This window comes from Xylophilus ampelinus, from assembly GCF_003217575.1.
Classification (GTDB): domain Bacteria; phylum Pseudomonadota; class Gammaproteobacteria; order Burkholderiales; family Burkholderiaceae_C; genus Xylophilus; species Xylophilus ampelinus.
Genome location: NZ_QJTC01000009.1, coordinates 17,433 through 32,786, shown reverse-complemented (window position 1 = coordinate 32,786; position 15,354 = coordinate 17,433). Strand labels below are relative to the sequence as shown.

The 15,354-nt window shown below is 67.6% G+C and carries 15 protein-coding genes and 1 tRNA gene; 7 read left to right on the top strand and 9 right to left on the bottom strand.

The genetic code is table 11. From position 1 onward, the window contains the following. Window positions 1-9 precede the first annotated feature (9 nt). A complete protein-coding gene (gene dbpA / locus DFQ15_RS07650) occupies window positions 10-1,419 on the bottom strand; it encodes an ATP-dependent RNA helicase DbpA (protein ID WP_110465409.1) in 1,410 nt (469 codons plus the stop codon). 92 nt (window positions 1,420-1,511) lie between these two features. Here dbpA and gorA point away from each other — a divergent pair, with 92 nt between their 5' ends. After that, window positions 1,512-2,879 carry a glutathione-disulfide reductase gene (gene gorA / locus DFQ15_RS07645; protein ID WP_110465408.1) on the top strand — a complete coding sequence of 456 codons (1,368 nt, stop codon included), beginning with the start codon at window positions 1,512-1,514 and terminating at the stop codon, window positions 2,877-2,879. Window positions 2,880-2,993: 114 nt separating this feature from the next. On the opposite strand, the gene DFQ15_RS07640 is transcribed toward gorA, so the two are convergent. Beyond that, window positions 2,994-3,254 carry a hypothetical protein gene (locus DFQ15_RS07640; protein ID WP_199399835.1) on the bottom strand — a complete coding sequence of 87 codons (261 nt, stop codon included), beginning with the start codon at window positions 3,252-3,254 and terminating at the stop codon, window positions 2,994-2,996. A gap of 196 nt (window positions 3,255-3,450) precedes the next feature. Here DFQ15_RS07640 and DFQ15_RS07635 point away from each other — a divergent pair, with 196 nt between their 5' ends. Then, the gene (locus DFQ15_RS07635) at window positions 3,451-4,950 is read left to right on the top strand and encodes an AMP nucleosidase (protein ID WP_233504340.1); all 1,500 of its coding nucleotides are present in this window, start codon (window positions 3,451-3,453) and stop codon (window positions 4,948-4,950) included. A 94-nt stretch (window positions 4,951-5,044) separates the two neighbouring features. Here the strand turns inward: DFQ15_RS07635 and purT are convergent, their stop codons facing one another. Beyond that, complete coding sequence (purT, locus tag DFQ15_RS07630; protein ID WP_110465406.1) at window positions 5,045-6,289, bottom strand: formate-dependent phosphoribosylglycinamide formyltransferase; 1,245 nt, start codon at window positions 6,287-6,289, stop codon at window positions 5,045-5,047. 587 nt (window positions 6,290-6,876) lie between these two features. Here purT and DFQ15_RS07625 point away from each other — a divergent pair. From DFQ15_RS07625 to lysM, 4 genes are all read left to right on the top strand, one after another. After that, window positions 6,877-7,329: a MarR family winged helix-turn-helix transcriptional regulator gene (locus tag DFQ15_RS07625; protein ID WP_110465405.1), complete on the top strand. Its 453-nt coding sequence runs from the start codon at window positions 6,877-6,879 to the stop codon at window positions 7,327-7,329. A gap of 60 nt (window positions 7,330-7,389) precedes the next feature. Continuing rightward, complete coding sequence (locus tag DFQ15_RS07620) at window positions 7,390-7,824, top strand: organic hydroperoxide resistance protein (RefSeq protein ID WP_110465404.1); 435 nt, start codon at window positions 7,390-7,392, stop codon at window positions 7,822-7,824. 94 nt (window positions 7,825-7,918) lie between these two features. Next, a complete protein-coding gene (locus DFQ15_RS07615) occupies window positions 7,919-8,995 on the top strand; it encodes a serine/threonine protein kinase (RefSeq protein WP_110465403.1) in 1,077 nt (358 codons plus the stop codon). Between the two features lie 97 nt (window positions 8,996-9,092). Then, window positions 9,093-9,590, top strand: a complete 498-nt coding sequence (gene lysM, locus DFQ15_RS07610) for a peptidoglycan-binding protein LysM (RefSeq protein ID WP_110465402.1) — start codon at window positions 9,093-9,095, stop codon at window positions 9,588-9,590. A 91-nt stretch (window positions 9,591-9,681) separates the two neighbouring features. Here lysM and DFQ15_RS07605 read toward each other — a convergent pair whose 3' ends face one another. Together DFQ15_RS07605 and DFQ15_RS07600 are read right to left on the bottom strand one after the other, a co-directional pair. After that, window positions 9,682-10,671: a YcjF family protein gene (locus tag DFQ15_RS07605; RefSeq protein WP_110465401.1), complete on the bottom strand. Its 990-nt coding sequence runs from the start codon at window positions 10,669-10,671 to the stop codon at window positions 9,682-9,684. Beyond that, window positions 10,668-11,363, bottom strand: a complete 696-nt coding sequence (locus DFQ15_RS07600) for a Bax inhibitor-1/YccA family protein (protein WP_110465400.1) — start codon at window positions 11,361-11,363, stop codon at window positions 10,668-10,670. Before DFQ15_RS07600 ends, DFQ15_RS07605 begins: the two co-directional genes overlap by 4 nt. Before the next feature lie 160 nt (window positions 11,364-11,523). Between DFQ15_RS07600 and nhaR the strand changes: the two genes are divergently transcribed. Continuing rightward, window positions 11,524-12,420 carry a transcriptional activator NhaR gene (gene nhaR / locus DFQ15_RS07595; protein WP_055836397.1) on the top strand — a complete coding sequence of 299 codons (897 nt, stop codon included), beginning with the start codon at window positions 11,524-11,526 and terminating at the stop codon, window positions 12,418-12,420. A gap of 67 nt (window positions 12,421-12,487) precedes the next feature. On the opposite strand, the gene DFQ15_RS07590 is transcribed toward nhaR, so the two are convergent. The 4 genes from DFQ15_RS07590 to DFQ15_RS07575 all read right to left on the bottom strand — a co-directional run bounded on the left by DFQ15_RS07590 (window position 12,488) and on the right by DFQ15_RS07575 (window position 15,312). Beyond that, window positions 12,488-12,931 carry an HU family DNA-binding protein gene (locus DFQ15_RS07590; protein ID WP_110465399.1) on the bottom strand — a complete coding sequence of 148 codons (444 nt, stop codon included), beginning with the start codon at window positions 12,929-12,931 and terminating at the stop codon, window positions 12,488-12,490. Window positions 12,932-13,084: 153 nt separating this feature from the next. After that, complete coding sequence (locus tag DFQ15_RS07585; protein WP_110465398.1) at window positions 13,085-14,170, bottom strand: YihY/virulence factor BrkB family protein; 1,086 nt, start codon at window positions 14,168-14,170, stop codon at window positions 13,085-13,087. Window positions 14,171-14,416: 246 nt separating this feature from the next. Beyond that, window positions 14,417-14,492, bottom strand: a tRNA-Phe gene (locus tag DFQ15_RS07580). A gap of 46 nt (window positions 14,493-14,538) precedes the next feature. Next, window positions 14,539-15,312, bottom strand: coding sequence for a response regulator (locus tag DFQ15_RS07575; RefSeq protein WP_110465397.1), 774 nt, complete (start codon window positions 15,310-15,312; stop codon window positions 14,539-14,541). Between the last annotated feature and the right edge of the window lie 42 nt (window positions 15,313-15,354).

Here is a 15,354-nt window from a genome sequence, read left to right as displayed (position 1 = left end):
CGACCATCGCTACAGCAGCCGCACCTTCACGCTCTTGCCCTTGATCCGCCCGGCCGACAGGCGCTTCTCGGCTTCGCGGGCGATGCGGCGGTCTACCGCGACGTAGGTCGAGAAATCGTTCACGCTGATCTTGCCGACCTGGTCCTTCGCGAAGCCGGCTTCGCCGGTCAATGCGCCCAGCACGTCGCCGGCGCGGATCTTCTCCTTGCGGCCACCGGCGATCTGCAGCGTCGCCATCGGCGGCACCAGCGGGCCGTTGCCGGTGGGCACCAGCTCGCCCAGTTCGTGCCATTCGGATTCGCGGCCCTGCAGCTGCTCGATCCTGCCCACGCTGCCCATCTCGTTCAAGCTCGCCAGGTTGAGCACAAGGCCTTCGGCATCGCCCCGGCCGGTGCGGCCGATGCGGTGGATGTGCACCTCCGCGTCGGGCGTGGTGTCGACGTTGATAACCGCCGCCAGCTGCGCGATGTCGAGGCCGCGCGCCGCCACGTCGGTCGCAACCAGGACCGAGCAGCTTGCATTGGCGAACTGCACCAGCACCTGATCGCGGTCGCGCTGCTCCAGCTCGCCGTGCAGCGCCAGGGCCAGGATACCCTGGGCATGCAGCACATCGGCCAAGTCGCGGCACTGCTGCTTGGTGTTGCAGAAGGCCAGCGTGCTGGCCGGCCTGAAATGGTTGAGCAGCAGCGAGACCGCATGCAGCCGCTCGTCCTCCCGCACCTCGTACCACTGCTGGCGGATCTTGCCGGCGCTGTGCTGCGCTTCGACCGTCACCTGCTGCGGATCGCGCATGAACTTCTGCGCCAGCCGCGCGATGCCCTCCGGGTAGGTGGCCGAAAACAGCAGCGTCTGCCGCGCGGGCGGGCACTGGCGTGCCACCTTGGCGATGTCGTCGACGAAGCCCATGTCGAGCATCCGGTCGGCCTCGTCGAGCACCAGGGTGTTGAGTGCCGACAGGTCGAGGTGGCCGCGGTCGAGGTGGTCCAGGATGCGGCCCGGCGTGCCGACCACGATGTGGGCGCCGTGCTCCAGGCTGGCGGTCTGGGCGCGCAGCGGCACGCCGCCGCAGAGTGTCACCAGCTTGATGTTCTCCTCGGCCCGGGCCAGGCGGCGGATCTCGGTGCTGACCTGGTCGGCCAGTTCACGGGTGGGGCACAGCACCAGGGCCTGGACGGCGAAGCGGCGCGCATTGAGCTTGGCCAGCAGCGCCAGCGCGAAGGCGGCCGTCTTGCCGCTGCCGGTCGCGGCCTGGGCGATCAGGTCCTTGCCGAGCAGCGCGGGCGGCAGGCTGGCGCCCTGGATCGGCGTCATCGCCCGGTAGCCGAGCGCCTCCAGGTTGGCGAGCATGCGGGGCGGCAGCGCCAGGCGGGAGAAGGCATCGGCGGTCGATGCGGCGGACAAATCGCGGGTATCGTTCATCGTCCGATTATCCAGGCGGCTCCCGGGGGGGGCGCGACGCCGCGCCCTTGCCCCCGCCCTCCGCGGCGCCGCCCGCCTCCCCCGGGAAATCCATGCAGAAAGAACACGACTTCGACCTCTTCGTCATCGGCGCCGGCAGCGGCGGCGTGCGGGCCGCGCGCATGGCCGCGCAGCGCGGCCAGCGGGTGGCGGTCGCCGAGGCGGCGGCCATGGGGGGCACCTGCGTCAACGTGGGCTGCATCCCGAAGAAGCTCTACAGCTATGCCGCGGGCTATGCCGAGGCCTTCGAGGAAGCGCGCGGCTACGGCTGGACGCAGGCGGCGCCCAGCTTCGACTTCGACATGCTGAAAAAGGCGCGCGCCAAGGAGATCGGCCGCCTCAACGACATCTACACCCAGTTGCTGCACAGCGCGGGCGTGCGCATCGTCGAGGGTTGGGCGCAGATCTGCGGGCCGCACGAGGTGGTGGTGGGCAAGCAGCGCTTCAGCGCCCGCCACATCCTGGTCGCTACCGGCGGGCGGCCCCACGTGCCCGACATTCCCGGCAAGGACCTGGTGCTGACGTCCGAGGCGATGTTCGACATCGACCCGTTCCCGCGGCGGCTGGTGGTGGCCGGCGGCGGCTACATCGCCTGCGAGTTCGCCTCGATCTTCCGCGGCCTCGGCGCCGAGGTGACGCTGGTGCAGCGCGGCGGCCGGCTGCTGCGCGGCTTCGACCACGACGTGCAGACCTTCATCGCATCCGAGATGGGCAAGACCGGCATCGACATCAGGCTCAACTGCGAGATCGCGGCGATCGTCCGCCAGGACGACGGCAGCCTGCTGCTGACGCTGGCCGGCGGCGGGCAGCTGGAGGCCGACGCGGTGCTCTACGCCACCGGCCGGGTCGCCAACACCACCGGCCTGGGACTGGAAAACGTCGCGCTGCGCACCACCGACAAGGGCGCGATCGCGGTCGATGCGCACTACCGCACCAACGTGCCGTCGATCCATGCGATCGGCGACGTTTCGTCGCGCATGCAACTGACACCGGTGGCGCTGGGCGAGGCGATGGCGCTGGTCGACCATCTATTCGGCGACGGCAGGCGCCGCATGGACTACGAATACGTGCCCACTGCTGTATTCACCCATCCGAACATCGGCACCGTGGGCCTGACCGAGACAGCGGCGCGTGAGAAGTACGGCAAGGTGACGCTGTTCCGAGCCGACTTCCGCGCCCTGCGCCACACCCTGTCGGGCCGGGACGAGCGCACTTTGGTGAAGCTGGTGGTGGACGCCGCCAGCGATCTGGTCGTGGGCCTGCACGTGGTCGGGCCGGATGCGGGCGAGATCGTGCAGGGTTTCGCGGTAGCGCTGCGGGCGGGTGCAACCAAGAAGCTGTTCGACAGCACCGTGGGCATCCACCCGACCCTGGCCGAGGAGCTGGTCACGCTGCGCACTCCGGCACCCGACGGCGAATGACGTGCGGGTGGCCGATCGCCCCCCGGGAAAGCAACAGCGCCTGCGAGGACGATCCTCGCAGTCAGGGCGCCTGTCTTGCATGCGGCCGTACGAGCGGCCTGCCCACCGCGGGTGTCAGCTGAAGAGCATCGGGAAGAAATCAGGGTCGGTGCTGGAGATCAGGTCGCGCCACAGTGGGAAGCTGGCTTCGTCGATTTCCTTGTCGAAGGCGGTCGAGGCGGCATCCTTCTTCGGAATGGGCAGAATGTCGAGTGGCTGGATGCGGCGCAGTTTCAGGTTGCGCAGGGCATCGGAATGTTCCATCGCCTTCAGCACCGCTTGCGGCTCCATCATCAGGGCGAAAGGGTTCGCGGCGAGGGTGGCGGTCGTGCTCATGAAAATTTCCTTCCTGGAAGGGGGCCGGTCAAGGCGGTTTGGGATGCGCTGCATGTAACGTGTGTATGCAGAAGCGACGGATTGAATGTAGGCAGACCCCATGCGCCCAGCAGTCAGGGCCCGGCGCGCGGCCTTGTAGGACTTTTCCGCCTGTTACACGTTGCACAATAGTTCGATGTCGCACACGCCACCTTTCATGCCGCCCTTCGTCGCCAAGCAGCGCTTTTCGGACCCCGACGCCGCGCTCGCGCAGGTCCGGTCGCTCTATGAAGCGGGGCTCGCCCATTTGCGGGGCGCGATGCAGCGCTTCGTCGCCGGCGAGACACTGCCGGGCCACGTCCGGGCCTGCTATCCCTATGTCCGCGTCCACACCGAGACAGTGGCGCGCGCCGCGTCGTCGCTCGCCTACGGCTTCGTCGAAGGGCCCGGCACCTTCGAGACGACGCTGACCCGGCCCGACCTCTTCGCCCGCTATTTCCGCGAGCAGTTCCGGCTGCTCGGCAACAGCCACGGCGTCGAGCTGGAGGTGGGCACCAGCAGCCAGCCGATCCCGGTGCACTTCTCCTTCGTGCGGAACGACCACATCGAGGGCAACCTGAGCGACGAGCGCCGCATGCTGATGCGCGACGTGTTCGATCTGCCCGACCTGGCCGCGATGGACGACGGCATCGCCAACGGCACCCGCCGCGCGCTGCCCGGCGAGGCGCAGCCGCTGGCGCTTTTCACCGCGCCCCGGGTCGACTACTCGCTGCACCGGCTGCGCCACTACACCGGCACCGCGCCCGAGTGGTTCCAGAACTTCGTGCTGTTCACCAACTACCAGTTCTACATCGACGAGTTCGTCCGACTGGGCCATGCCGCCATGGCCGACCCCGAAGGCGAATACATCGCCTTCGTCGAGCCCGGCAACGTGGTCACCCGGCGCATCGGCCTGCCGCCGGGCGAGACGGGCGACGCGCTGGCGCGCATGCTGGAAGAGCCCTCGGGAATCGCGCCGCCGCGCCTGCCGCAGATGCCGGCCTACCATCTGGTGCGGGCCGACCACAGCGGTATCACCATGGTCAACATCGGCGTGGGCCCGTCCAACGCCAAGACGATCACCGACCACATCGCCGTCCTGCGGCCGCACGCCTGGATGATGCTGGGCCACTGCGCCGGCCTGCGCAACAGCCAGCGCCTGGGCGACTACGTGCTGGCCCACGGCTACGTGCGCGAGGACCATGTGCTCGACGAAGAGTTGCCGCTGTGGGTGCCGATCCCCGCGCTGGCCGAAATCCAGATGGCGCTGGAAACCGCGGTGGAGGACGTGACCGGCCTCGACGGCCCGGCGCTCAAGCGCATCATGCGCACCGGCACCGTGGCCAGCACCGACAACCGCAACTGGGAGCTGCTGCCCGAGAACGAGCCCCAGCGCCGCTTCAGCCAGAGCCGCGCGGTGGCGCTCGACATGGAAAGCGCCACCATCGCGGCCAACGGCTTCCGCTTCCGGGTGCCCTACGGCACGCTGCTCTGCGTGAGCGACAAACCGCTGCACGGCGAGATCAAGCTGCCCGGCATGGCCAACCACTTCTATCGCGAGCGCGTCGACCAGCACCTGCGTATCGGCATCCGGGCGATCGACATCCTGCGCGAAGGCGGCGTCGACCGGCTGCACAGCCGCAAGCTGCGCAGCTTCGCGGAGGTGGCGTTCCAGTGAAGCCGGTGCAGAGCCGCTCGACGGCGGGCCTGCTACGAAATCGATAGCTGTTAGCCAGCGTCCCGCGCCGGCTGCAGCCCTTTTTATCGTGGAATCAGGCCGTGCGGGGCCGCACCTTCTCGGCGGCCTGCAGCGCCCGGGCCCGGGCCTGCTCGACCGTGTCGGCGTGGGCCAGCGCGACGCCCATACGGCGCTTGACGAAGCTCTCGGGCTTGCCGAAGAGGCGGAGGTCCACGCCCGGCACGGCCAGGGCCTCGGCTACGCCGTCGAACACGATGCCGGTGGCGTCCACGCCGCCGTAGATCACCGCGCTGGCGCCCGGGCTCTTCAGGGTGGTGTCGACCGGCAGGCCCAGGATGGCGCGGGCGTGCAGCTCGAACTCGTTCTGCCACTGGGTGGCCAGGGTCACCATGCCGGTGTCGTGCGGCCGGGGGCTGACCTCGCTGAACCAGACCTCCTCGCCCTTGACGAACAGCTCCACCCCGAACAGGCCCAGGCCGCCGGGCGAGCCGTCGCGGGTCATGCCCAGGTTGCCGGTGACGGCCAGGGCGATGTCCTGCGCGCGGGCCAGGGCCTTCGGCGCCACAGGGTGCGGCTGCCAGCTCTCGACATAGTCGCCGCTGACCTGCAGGTGGCCGATCGGCTCGCAAAAGACGGTACGCACGTCGCCGGCGGAGTCCAGGGCGCGCACCGTCAGCAGCGTGATCTCGTAGTCGAAGTCGATGAAGCCCTCGACGATCACCCGGCCGTGGCTGACCCGGCCGCCGGCCATCGCGTAGTCCCAGGCGTTCTGCACGTCGCACTGGCCGGAAATCTTGCTCTGGCCCTTGCCCGAGCTGCTCATTACCGGCTTGACGATGCAGGGGTAGCCGATGCCCGGCTCGCCGTCGGCGCCGTCGATCGCGCCCTGCAGCTCTTCGAGCGAGTCGCAGAAACGGTAGGGGCTGGTGGGCACCCGCAGGGTCTCGGCGGCCAGGCGGCGGATGCCTTCGCGGTCCATCGTCAGGCGGGCGGCCCGGGCGGTGGGCACCACGCGCACGGTGCCGGCCTCTTCCAGCTCCTGCAGCATCGGGGTGGCGATCGCTTCGATCTCGGGCACCACCAGCATCGGCCGCTCGGCCTCGATCAGCGCTTTCAGCTGGGACGGATCGCTCATCGTGATGGTGCGCGCATGGTGGGCCACCTGCTGGCCGGGCGCGTTCTCGTAGCGGTCGACCGCGATGGTTTCCACGCCCAGGCGCTGCAGCGCGATCAGCACCTCCTTGCCCAGTTCGCCGGAGCCGAGCAGCATCACACGGGTGGCCGAAGAAGACAAGGGCGAGCCGATGGGGGTCGTCATGGGGAGCGGGGCCTTTCGCGGGCGGTGGTGGGTGGAAACCGGGCACTGTAATCCAAGCCGGGGCATGCGCCGTCGTGCGGGCACGGGCCGCTTTGCCACAATGGCCGATGCCCTCGCCCCTGTTCCAGGCCCACGCGCCGAACAAGCGCAGCGGCGATGCCACCGTGGGTCGACCAGCTCTCGTTCGCCATCGCGCCGGCATAGGCACTGACGTAGCGGCGGTTCCGGGCCGAGTTGCGTTAGAGCGTGTCATACACTTTAAGAGCGGCTAACACAACCCAGCGAAGCGGTTCTGGCTAGGCGCCGCATCGCAGAGAGTACGAGTAGTACGACAAGGTGCGGCAACGACGCCAGAAGGGTTGTGTTAGCCGCTCTAAGTGCTCCTGAAGGAAATGGTGGCTGCCGGCCGCCTGGGCCGCAAGACCGGTGAAGGCCTCTGCCGCTATTGACGCGGTGGTACATCGGGTAGAACGTAATCGGTGTGCGCTGACCGCACGCCGACCGTGCCACCCGACGCCGCACCAGGTGCCGTCAGGGTCTTTCGTAATTCAATTGCACACAATTGGATAGAGCGCTACATTACTCCCATGCCCACGACCCCCAGCCCCGACACGATGCTGCAACTGGACCACCAGCTGTGCTTCGCCCTGTACTCGGCGTCGCTGGCCATCACCAAGCTCTACAAGCCCAAGCTCGACAAGCTCGGCCTGACGTATCCCCAATACCTCACGATGATGGTGCTGTGGGAACAGGACGGCCAGACGGTGTCCGAGCTGGGCGCGCGGCTGTCGCTCGACTCGGGCACTCTTACCCCGCTGTTGAAGCGCATGGAGGCAGCCGGCTTGCTGGTCCGGCTGCGCGACGTGGCCGACGAGCGCCGCGTGCACATCACCCTTACCGCTGCCGGCCGCCGCCTGAAGACGCGCGCCGCCAGCATCCCCGCCTGCCTGCTCCAGGCCAGCCAGTGTTCTCTGCCCGAGATCGCCGAGTTGACCGGACAATTGCAGACGCTGCGCGACCGGATCCGGTCGGCGGCCTGACGCGCGAAGCGCGTACTTTTTTCTTTGTCTCTCCCCCTCATCCAAACAGAAGGAAGCACCATGGTCAAGAAGCTCGAAAAAGTCGTCTATACCGCCCACGCCCACACCACCGGCGGCCGCGAAGGCACCAGCAAGTCCGACGACGGCGCACTCAGCGTGACCCTGTCCACGCCCAAGGCCATGGGCGGCGCGGGCGGCTCGGGCACCAATCCCGAGCAGCTGTTCGCCGCCGGCTACTCGGCCTGCTTCATCGGCGCGATGAAGGCCGTCAGCGGCAAGGTCGGCGTGAAGGTGCCGGACGACGTGTCGGTCGACGCGAGCGTCTCCTTCGGCCCGATCGAGAACAACGCCTACGGCATCGCGGTCAAGCTCGAGATCAACCTGCCCGGCCTCGACGCCGAGCAGAAGAAGAAGGTCGTCGACGCGGCCCACCACGTGTGCCCGTACTCCAACGCCACCCGCGACAACGTCGAAGTGGAACTGGTCGTCGCCTGATGCACCTGTGCCGGGCCCTTGGGTACGGTGCCATCGCGCGATTCCACAGGAAGCCGGCCCTGCGCCGGTTTTTTAGCATGCGCACAATGCACGCATGCAAGCAGACACCCCAGACAGCGCCCGACACCCCTTCGAAACCCTGCAGCCCGACGTGGTGCTCGATGCCCTGGCCTCGGTCGGCTTCTACGGCGACGGCCGGCTGACCGCACTCTCTTCTTACGAGAACCGGGTCTACCAGGTGCGGCTGGAGGACGGCAGCCTGGTCGTAGCCAAGTTCTACCGCCCCGGCCGATGGAGCGATGCGCAGATCGCCGAAGAGCACGCCTTCGCCGCCGAACTGGTGGTGGCCGAGGTGCCCGTCGTCGCCCCGCTGGTGGCCGCCGGCACCACGCTCCACCACCATGCGGGTTTCGTCTTCAGCGTCAGCCCCAACCGCGGCGGCCGGCCGCCCGAGCTGGACGATTTCGACGTGCTGGAGTGGATCGGCCGGTTCATCGCCCGGCTGCACACCGTCGGCTCGGCGGGGCCCTTCGTCCACCGGCCGGCGCTCGACCGGCAAACCTTCGCGACCGAACCCCGGGCTTGGCTGCAGTCGCACGATTTCATTCCGTTGGACGTCAGAGGCGATTGGAACCGTGCGGTCGAGATTGCTATAAATTCAATAGCTAGAAGTCGTCTATCCGCGCTGGCCCCGGCCACTTTCGACGATGAAGACGACGCCTATTCGGACGGCCCGCCGGAGGGCCCGCTGCCAATGGCCGCGATCCGGCTGCACGGCGACTGCCACCCCGGCAACATCCTCTGGACCCCGTCGGAGCAGCCGGGCGGCGGGCCGCACTTCGTCGACCTGGACGATGCCCGGACCGGGCCGGCGGTGCAGGACCTGTGGATGCTGCTCTCGGGCGACCGCGGCCAGCGCACCCGGCAGCTCTCGGCCCTCGTCGACGGCTACGAGGAGGTGCGCCGCTTCGACCGGCGCGAGCTGGCGCTGATCGAGCCGCTGCGCACCCTGCGCCTGCTGCACTACAGCGCCTGGCTGGCGCGACGCTGGGACGATCCGATCTTCGCGATCAACTTTCCCTGGTTCGGCAGCAGCGACTACTGGCGCGGCCAGGTGCGGATGCTGGAGGAACAGGTGGAGGCGATGGCGGAAGACCCGCTGTCCGTCTGATCCTGCTCCCGCGGGTGACAACCGCTGACAGGTCGGCCCGCCGGCGGGGCTAGATTGGTTCGCTTCCGCAACCACCACCGCACCGAAGGAAAAACACATGGGTCTCATCAGCTTCATCAAGGACGCAGGCGAAAAGCTCTTCGGCCACGCCAACGCGGCGACGCCGGCCGCTACCGCCGCGGCCGCCCCTTCGACCGACGACCTCAACGCCAAGGCCGGCGCCGCGATCAAGACGTACATCGAGACGCAGAAGCTGGGCATCACCGGCCTGACGGTCACCTACGACGGTGCCGCCACCAAGGTCAGCCTGGCCGGCCAGGCCCCGACGCAGGAAGCCAGCGAGAAGGCCGCCCTGGCCGCCGGCAACGTCAGCAGCGTCACCCAGGTGGACAACCAGCTCACCGTGGCCGCCGCCGCCGCCGCCGCCGATTCCCAGTACCACGACGTGGCCAAAGGCGACACCCTGTCGGCCATCGCCAAGAAGTATTACGGCGACGCCAACAAGTATCCGAAGATCTTCGAGGCCAACAAGCCGATGCTGAGCGACCCGGACAAGATCTATCCCGGCCAGAAGCTGCGGATTCCGGCACTGTGAGGCCGGCGGCCCTCTGAAGGGCCGCAGCCTTCGCTCGAAGCAAAAGGCCGCCGTGGCATGCCCCGGCGGCCTTTCGATTGGGCGGTGCCGGCTAGGCCGCGCGCACCATCGACAGCACCTTGCCGGCGTCCAGCGTGCGGGCACGCTCCTGGATCTGTGGCAGGTAACGCGTCTGCAGGCCTTGCGCTTCCTGGGCGACGCTGGCGTAGGCGTCCTTCAGCATCTGCGCCGACAGCGTGCGGCCGCCGGCGTAGTAGCGTTTGGCCACATGCCCCAGCGCGTAAGTACTGGCGAAGCTCATGCCGGAGCTGACGGCCTGGTTGCCCACGCCGCGCAGCAGCCCGCCGCCCACCTTGCCGAGCAGGCCGCCCAGCAGCTTGCGGCCGGCCTGTTCCAGGTACTGCGAGGTGAGACCCACGCCCACCGTCGCCAGGAAATCCTTCACATGGCCGCTGTCGAGCTGGTAGCCGTGGGCCTGGCCGATGCGGTAGACCAGCTTCATCTGCAGCGGGATGATGGCCATGGTCGAGAGCGTCTCGGGCAGCAGTTCCAGCGCGCCGTTGAGGATGGCGGCGTCGAGGATCGACTTGTCGAGCTCCGCGCCGTCGGCCGGGATGGTGGTGATCGGCGTGGAGGCACCGGCGGCCGCAGCGGTCGCGGCACCGGCTGCGGCCGCAGCAGAGGCCGCCGGCGCCAGCGGCACCGCGGCCAGGGCCTGCGCGTCGGCGTCGAAGCGGCCGGCGGTCTCCGCATCCAGGCCGAGCGTCTGCCGCAGCGTGCCGAGGAAGGCGACTTCGGCCGCCGACTGGGTGCCGTCGGCATCGCAGACGCAGACGGCCATCTCGTAGGCCAGCTGCCTGGCCTCCTGGCTCTGCAGCCGGCCGGCCACGTCGGCCAGGGCGACGCGCTTCATCAGCACGTCCTGGTACAGCGTAGGCAGGTGGATGCCGTCGGCGGCCGAGAGGCCTTCGGCGATACGCTTGATCTCCTCGCGCTCCCGCTCGTGCTTGCCGCCGTCGGCGAAGGCCGCCAGCAGGCTGATCGTCACGATGCTCCGGGTGTCCTGTGGCGCGAGGCTCATTCTTCGCGGCCTCCGCCGATGCCCAGCAGCATCAGCAGCGACTGGAACACGTTGTAGAGGCTCAGGTAGACGCCCAGCGTCGCGGTGATGTAGTTGGTCTCGTGGCCGTCCTGCACACGCTTCAGGTCGTACAGGATGAAGGCCGAGAAGATGCCGATCGCCAGCACCGCAAGGGTGATCATCAGCGCGCTCGACTGCAGGAAGAAGTTGGCGATGCCCGCCACCAGCAACATGATCGCGCCGATGAAGAGCCACTTGCCCATCGAGGACAGGTCGCGCTTGATCACCGACGACAGCGTCGCCATGCCGAGGAAGATCGCGCCGGTGCCGGCGAAGGCCGTCATCACCAGGCCGGCACCGTTGGCCAGGCCCAGCACGGTGCCGACCATGCGCGACAGCATCACGCCCATGAAGAAGGTGAAGGCCAGCAGCACCGGCACACCGGCGGCCGAGTTCTTGGTCTTCTCGATCGCGAACATGAAGCCGAACGCGCCGGCCAAGAACACGACCATGCCGACGCCGGGCGACATCGCGCGGGCGATGCCCGTCTCGACGCCGATCCAGGCCCCCAGCACGGTGGGCAGCATCGACAGGGCCAGCAGCCAGTAGGTGTTGCGCAGCACCTGGTTGCGCTGCGCGGTGGTCGCATCGGTCGATTGCGGTGTGCCGTAGACCGGGAAATTCTGGTTCATGAGGATTCCTTGGTAGGTGATGAGCACCGCAGTTTGTACCCGAAGGTATCGCGGCTTGTCACCACTGTAGTTCTGCGAAGACTTCGAGAAAAGTCGAATTTTCGATACCCTCACATCGATTTATCCGTAATATTGCGGCTTGCCGTCCGACAGAAACCGCATGAATTTCAAGCATCTGCATTACTTCTGGGCCGCGGCCAAGGCCGGCGGCATCGTGCGCGCCAGCGAGCAACTGCACGTCACGCCGCAGACGCTGTCGGGCCAGATCAAGCTGCTGGAGGACCGGCTGGGCTGCGCGCTGTTCCAGAAAAGCGGCCGCGGCGTGGAGCTGACGCCGCAGGGCCACACCGCCCTGAGCTATGCCGACCGCATCTTCGCGCTAGGCGCCGAACTGGAGACGGCGCTGGGATCGCGCGGCGACCCGCAGCGGGGCTTGGACTTCCGGGTGGGCATCGCCGACGCGGTGCCGAAATCGATCGCCTACAAGCTGCTGGAACCGGCGCTGGGCATCGGCCAGCCGGTGCGGCTGATCTGCCACGAAGGGCATTTTCGTGACCTGCTGGGCCAGCTCTCGGTGCAGAAGATCGACCTGGTGATCGCCGACGAGGCGATGGGCAGGCAGACCAGCGTCAAGGCCTTCAACCACACGCTGGGCACCACCACCATGAGCTTCTTCGCGGCCAAGCCGCTGCGGCGCACGCTGCGCGGCGTGTTCCCGCAGTGCCTGGACGACGCGCCGATGCTGATCCAGGGCGCATCGTCGGCGGTGCGCCAGCGGCTCGACCTGTGGCTGGCCGAGCACGGCCTGCGGCCCCGGCTGATCGGCGAGTTCGACGACGCGGCCCTGCTCAAAGCCTTCGGCGGCGAAGGCCGCGGTGTGTTCATGACGCCCACGGTACTGGAGGAAGAGACCTGCGCCCAGTACGGCGTGGAGGTGGTCGGCCGCACACAGGAGCTACAGGAGGAATTCTTCGCGATCTCGGTCGAGCGGCGCATCACCCACCCCTGCGTGGTGGCGATCACCCAGGCCGCGCGCGGCAAGTTCCTGCGCCGCTGAAAACGCGAACGCCGTGCCTGCGACAAGGCAAGCACGGCGTTCGGCGCGCAGGCTCAGCGCAGCGGGATCAGAGCGCCGCGTCCTTCAGCTTCTTCAAGGCACGGGCCTTGATGCGCACCGATGCGGGCTTGGCCGGGAACCAGCGCTCCTCGCCGGAGAACGGATCTTTGCCGAAACGCTTCTTTTTGGCATCGACCTTCTGCACGCCGATCTTCAGCAGGCCCGGCAGGGTGAACTCGCCCTGGCCGCGCTTGTGCACCGAGCCCAGGATCGCCGACTCCAGCGCCGCCATCACGGCCTTGACCGCCTTGGCCTCAACACCCGATTGCTCGGCCAAGTGCAGCGCCAGCGCGCTCTTGGTGAAAACTTCCTTGAGCGGCTTGATGGCCACCCGAGCGGCCGGAGCCTTGCGCGCGGCCAGAGCCTTCGCAGCGGCCTTCTTGGCGGGTGCGGCGGCCGCTGTCTTGGCGCGGGCCGGGGTTGCAGGAGTCGTCTTTTTTGCAGTTGCCATGGTTACTCGATTGTTGCGATGAAAAAGGATGCCGCGGTACGGCTCCACGCGCATTTTAAAAGTGTGCGGCCGGGGACCCCGTTTCCGCTCTTTTCGATCGGGTCCGACGGCCGCGCAGGGCTTTCAAAGTGCCGCGCACCGTACTTGCTGCATTCACGACCTCCGACCGCGGGAGCGCCCCTTGCGCCTATTGAGCCAGGTCGTCAGGACGAGCCGTACGATCAGCAGCCCACCCTTGATGGCCATGCTGGTCGCCACCGGCACGCCCGCCTGGTGCGCATCACGCCGCACGATTTCCAGACGCTCCGACGACGCGGGGGCCGAACCCCTTTCAGTCGCTGTGCCCGACTTTCTAGGGGCGGCGTCCTCCTGAGGCGGCACGAGCGGTGCATTCCGGTAAGAGCCGTGCTCGCTAGCATAGACCTTGGTGAACTCCGCCCCCAGGAGAAATACCTGCGTGGCGTAGTACACCCAAATCAGAATGACCGCGATCGAACCCGCCGCGGCATAGGTCGAACTGATGCCCGCCTTGCCGACGTACAGACCGATCAACACCTTGCCCAGCTCGAACAGCACGGCCGTTACCGCCGCGCCCACCCACACGTCCCGCCATGCGATGCGGGTCGATGGCATCAGCTTGAAGATCATCGCGAAGAGCAGCGTCTCGACGCTCAGCGACAACGCCAGATTCAGCAGCATCAGCACCGCGGTCCAGCCCGGCATCAGGCTCTGGAAGTAGGTGTCGATCGCGGCCAGTCCGGCGCTGATCGACAGCGACGCCATCATCAGAAACGCCAGCCCCAGGATCAGCCCGAACGACAGGAACCGTGCCCGTAGGAGGCCCCACAGGCCACTGGGCTTGGCTTTTTCCGGCACATGCCAGATGCGGTCGAGCGCGCTCTGGATCTCGGCGAATACCGTTGTCGCGCCCAGCAGCAGGAACACGATGCTGATCCCGCTGGCCACCAAGCCCTCGGCCGGCTCCCGCGCACTGCTGATCAACCCCTGGATCGCCTCGGCCCCGTCCTCGCCCACCAGCCCGGAGATCTGCCCCTGCAGCGATCCCCGCACGGCCTCTTCCCCGAACACGTAACCCGCGATGGCGATGAGGATCACCAGCAGCGGCGCGATCGAGAAAACCGTGTAGTAGGAAATGGCGGCCCCCATGCTGGGTGCATAGTCGTCTACCCAGGCGAGAGCCGACTTCTTGGCGATATCGAAAATGGTGGATGGCTTCATGGCAGGTCCTGTGGAGCGCCACTTGTATCCGGCTGCAATGGACTTTCCTGTAGGCGGGGACGACGCGACTGCGACCGTTGGATGGCGAGCCCGACATTGAAGCGAGAGCAAGCCGTGAGGCGGCCGCTTCGCCATGGGCGCTGCCGCCCCCCAGGTGCTTTTGCGCGGTGATCGGTACCAGAGCGGTTTTCTGCAGCGCCAATGCGAAAAGCCCCTGACCTGTGAAGATCAAGGGCTTTGCTTGTCTGGTGGCCTGGGACGGAATCGAACCATCGACACGCGGATTTTCAATCCGCTGCTCTACCAACTGAGCTACCGGGCCTGAGCCTCGCATCATAGCACAGGATTCGGGCCGAACAAAAACGGCTTCAGTACGTCGCGCGGCGTCCGCGGGTCAGGTCGACGCCCAGCTGGCGCAGCTTGCGGTACAGGTGCGTGCGCTCCAGGCCGGTCTTCTCGGCTACGCGGGTCATGGAGCCGGCTTCCTGCTTCAGGTGAAATTCGAAATACGCCTTCTCGAAGCCGTCGCGTGCCTCGCGCAGCGGGCGGTCGAGGTCGAAGGACTGGACACTGCGCGGCGCGGCGCCGTTGGCCGGTACGACGGCCGAGGAGTCCGCGGCGACGGGCGCCGTCTGCGCATCGGCGCGGCCGCCCGTGGCGTCGGCCGCGAAACCCGCAGCTATTGTCGGCGCGGCAGCTGTTACCTCAGCAGGCAGGAGCGTCGGCTTGGACGCAGCGCTGCCGTTGGCATCTGCCCCGGCCTTGCGGGCCGCGTCGCCGCTGCGTTGCAGGCCCTGCTCCACGGCTTTGAGCAGCTTTTGCAAGGTGATGGGTTTTTCGAGGAAGGCATGGGCGCCGATGCGTGTGGCTTCGACGGCTGTGTCGATCGTGGCGTGACCGCTCATCATGATGACGGGCATGGTCAGCATGCCGGTGGCGGCCCACTCCTTGAGCAGCGAGACGCCGTCGGTGTCGGGCATCCAGATGTCGAGCAGAACCAGGTCGAAGCTGCCCTGCGCGCGCGCGGCACGCGCCTGCGCCGCGTTCTCCGCGAGTTCGACCGCATGGCCCTCGTCGTTGAGTATTTCGGAGAGCAAGTCCCGAATACCCAGTTCGTCGTCAACCACCAAGATATTTGCCATAGCGGAGATGCGCGTTGACCGAGCCACGGCCACGGGGTGAGA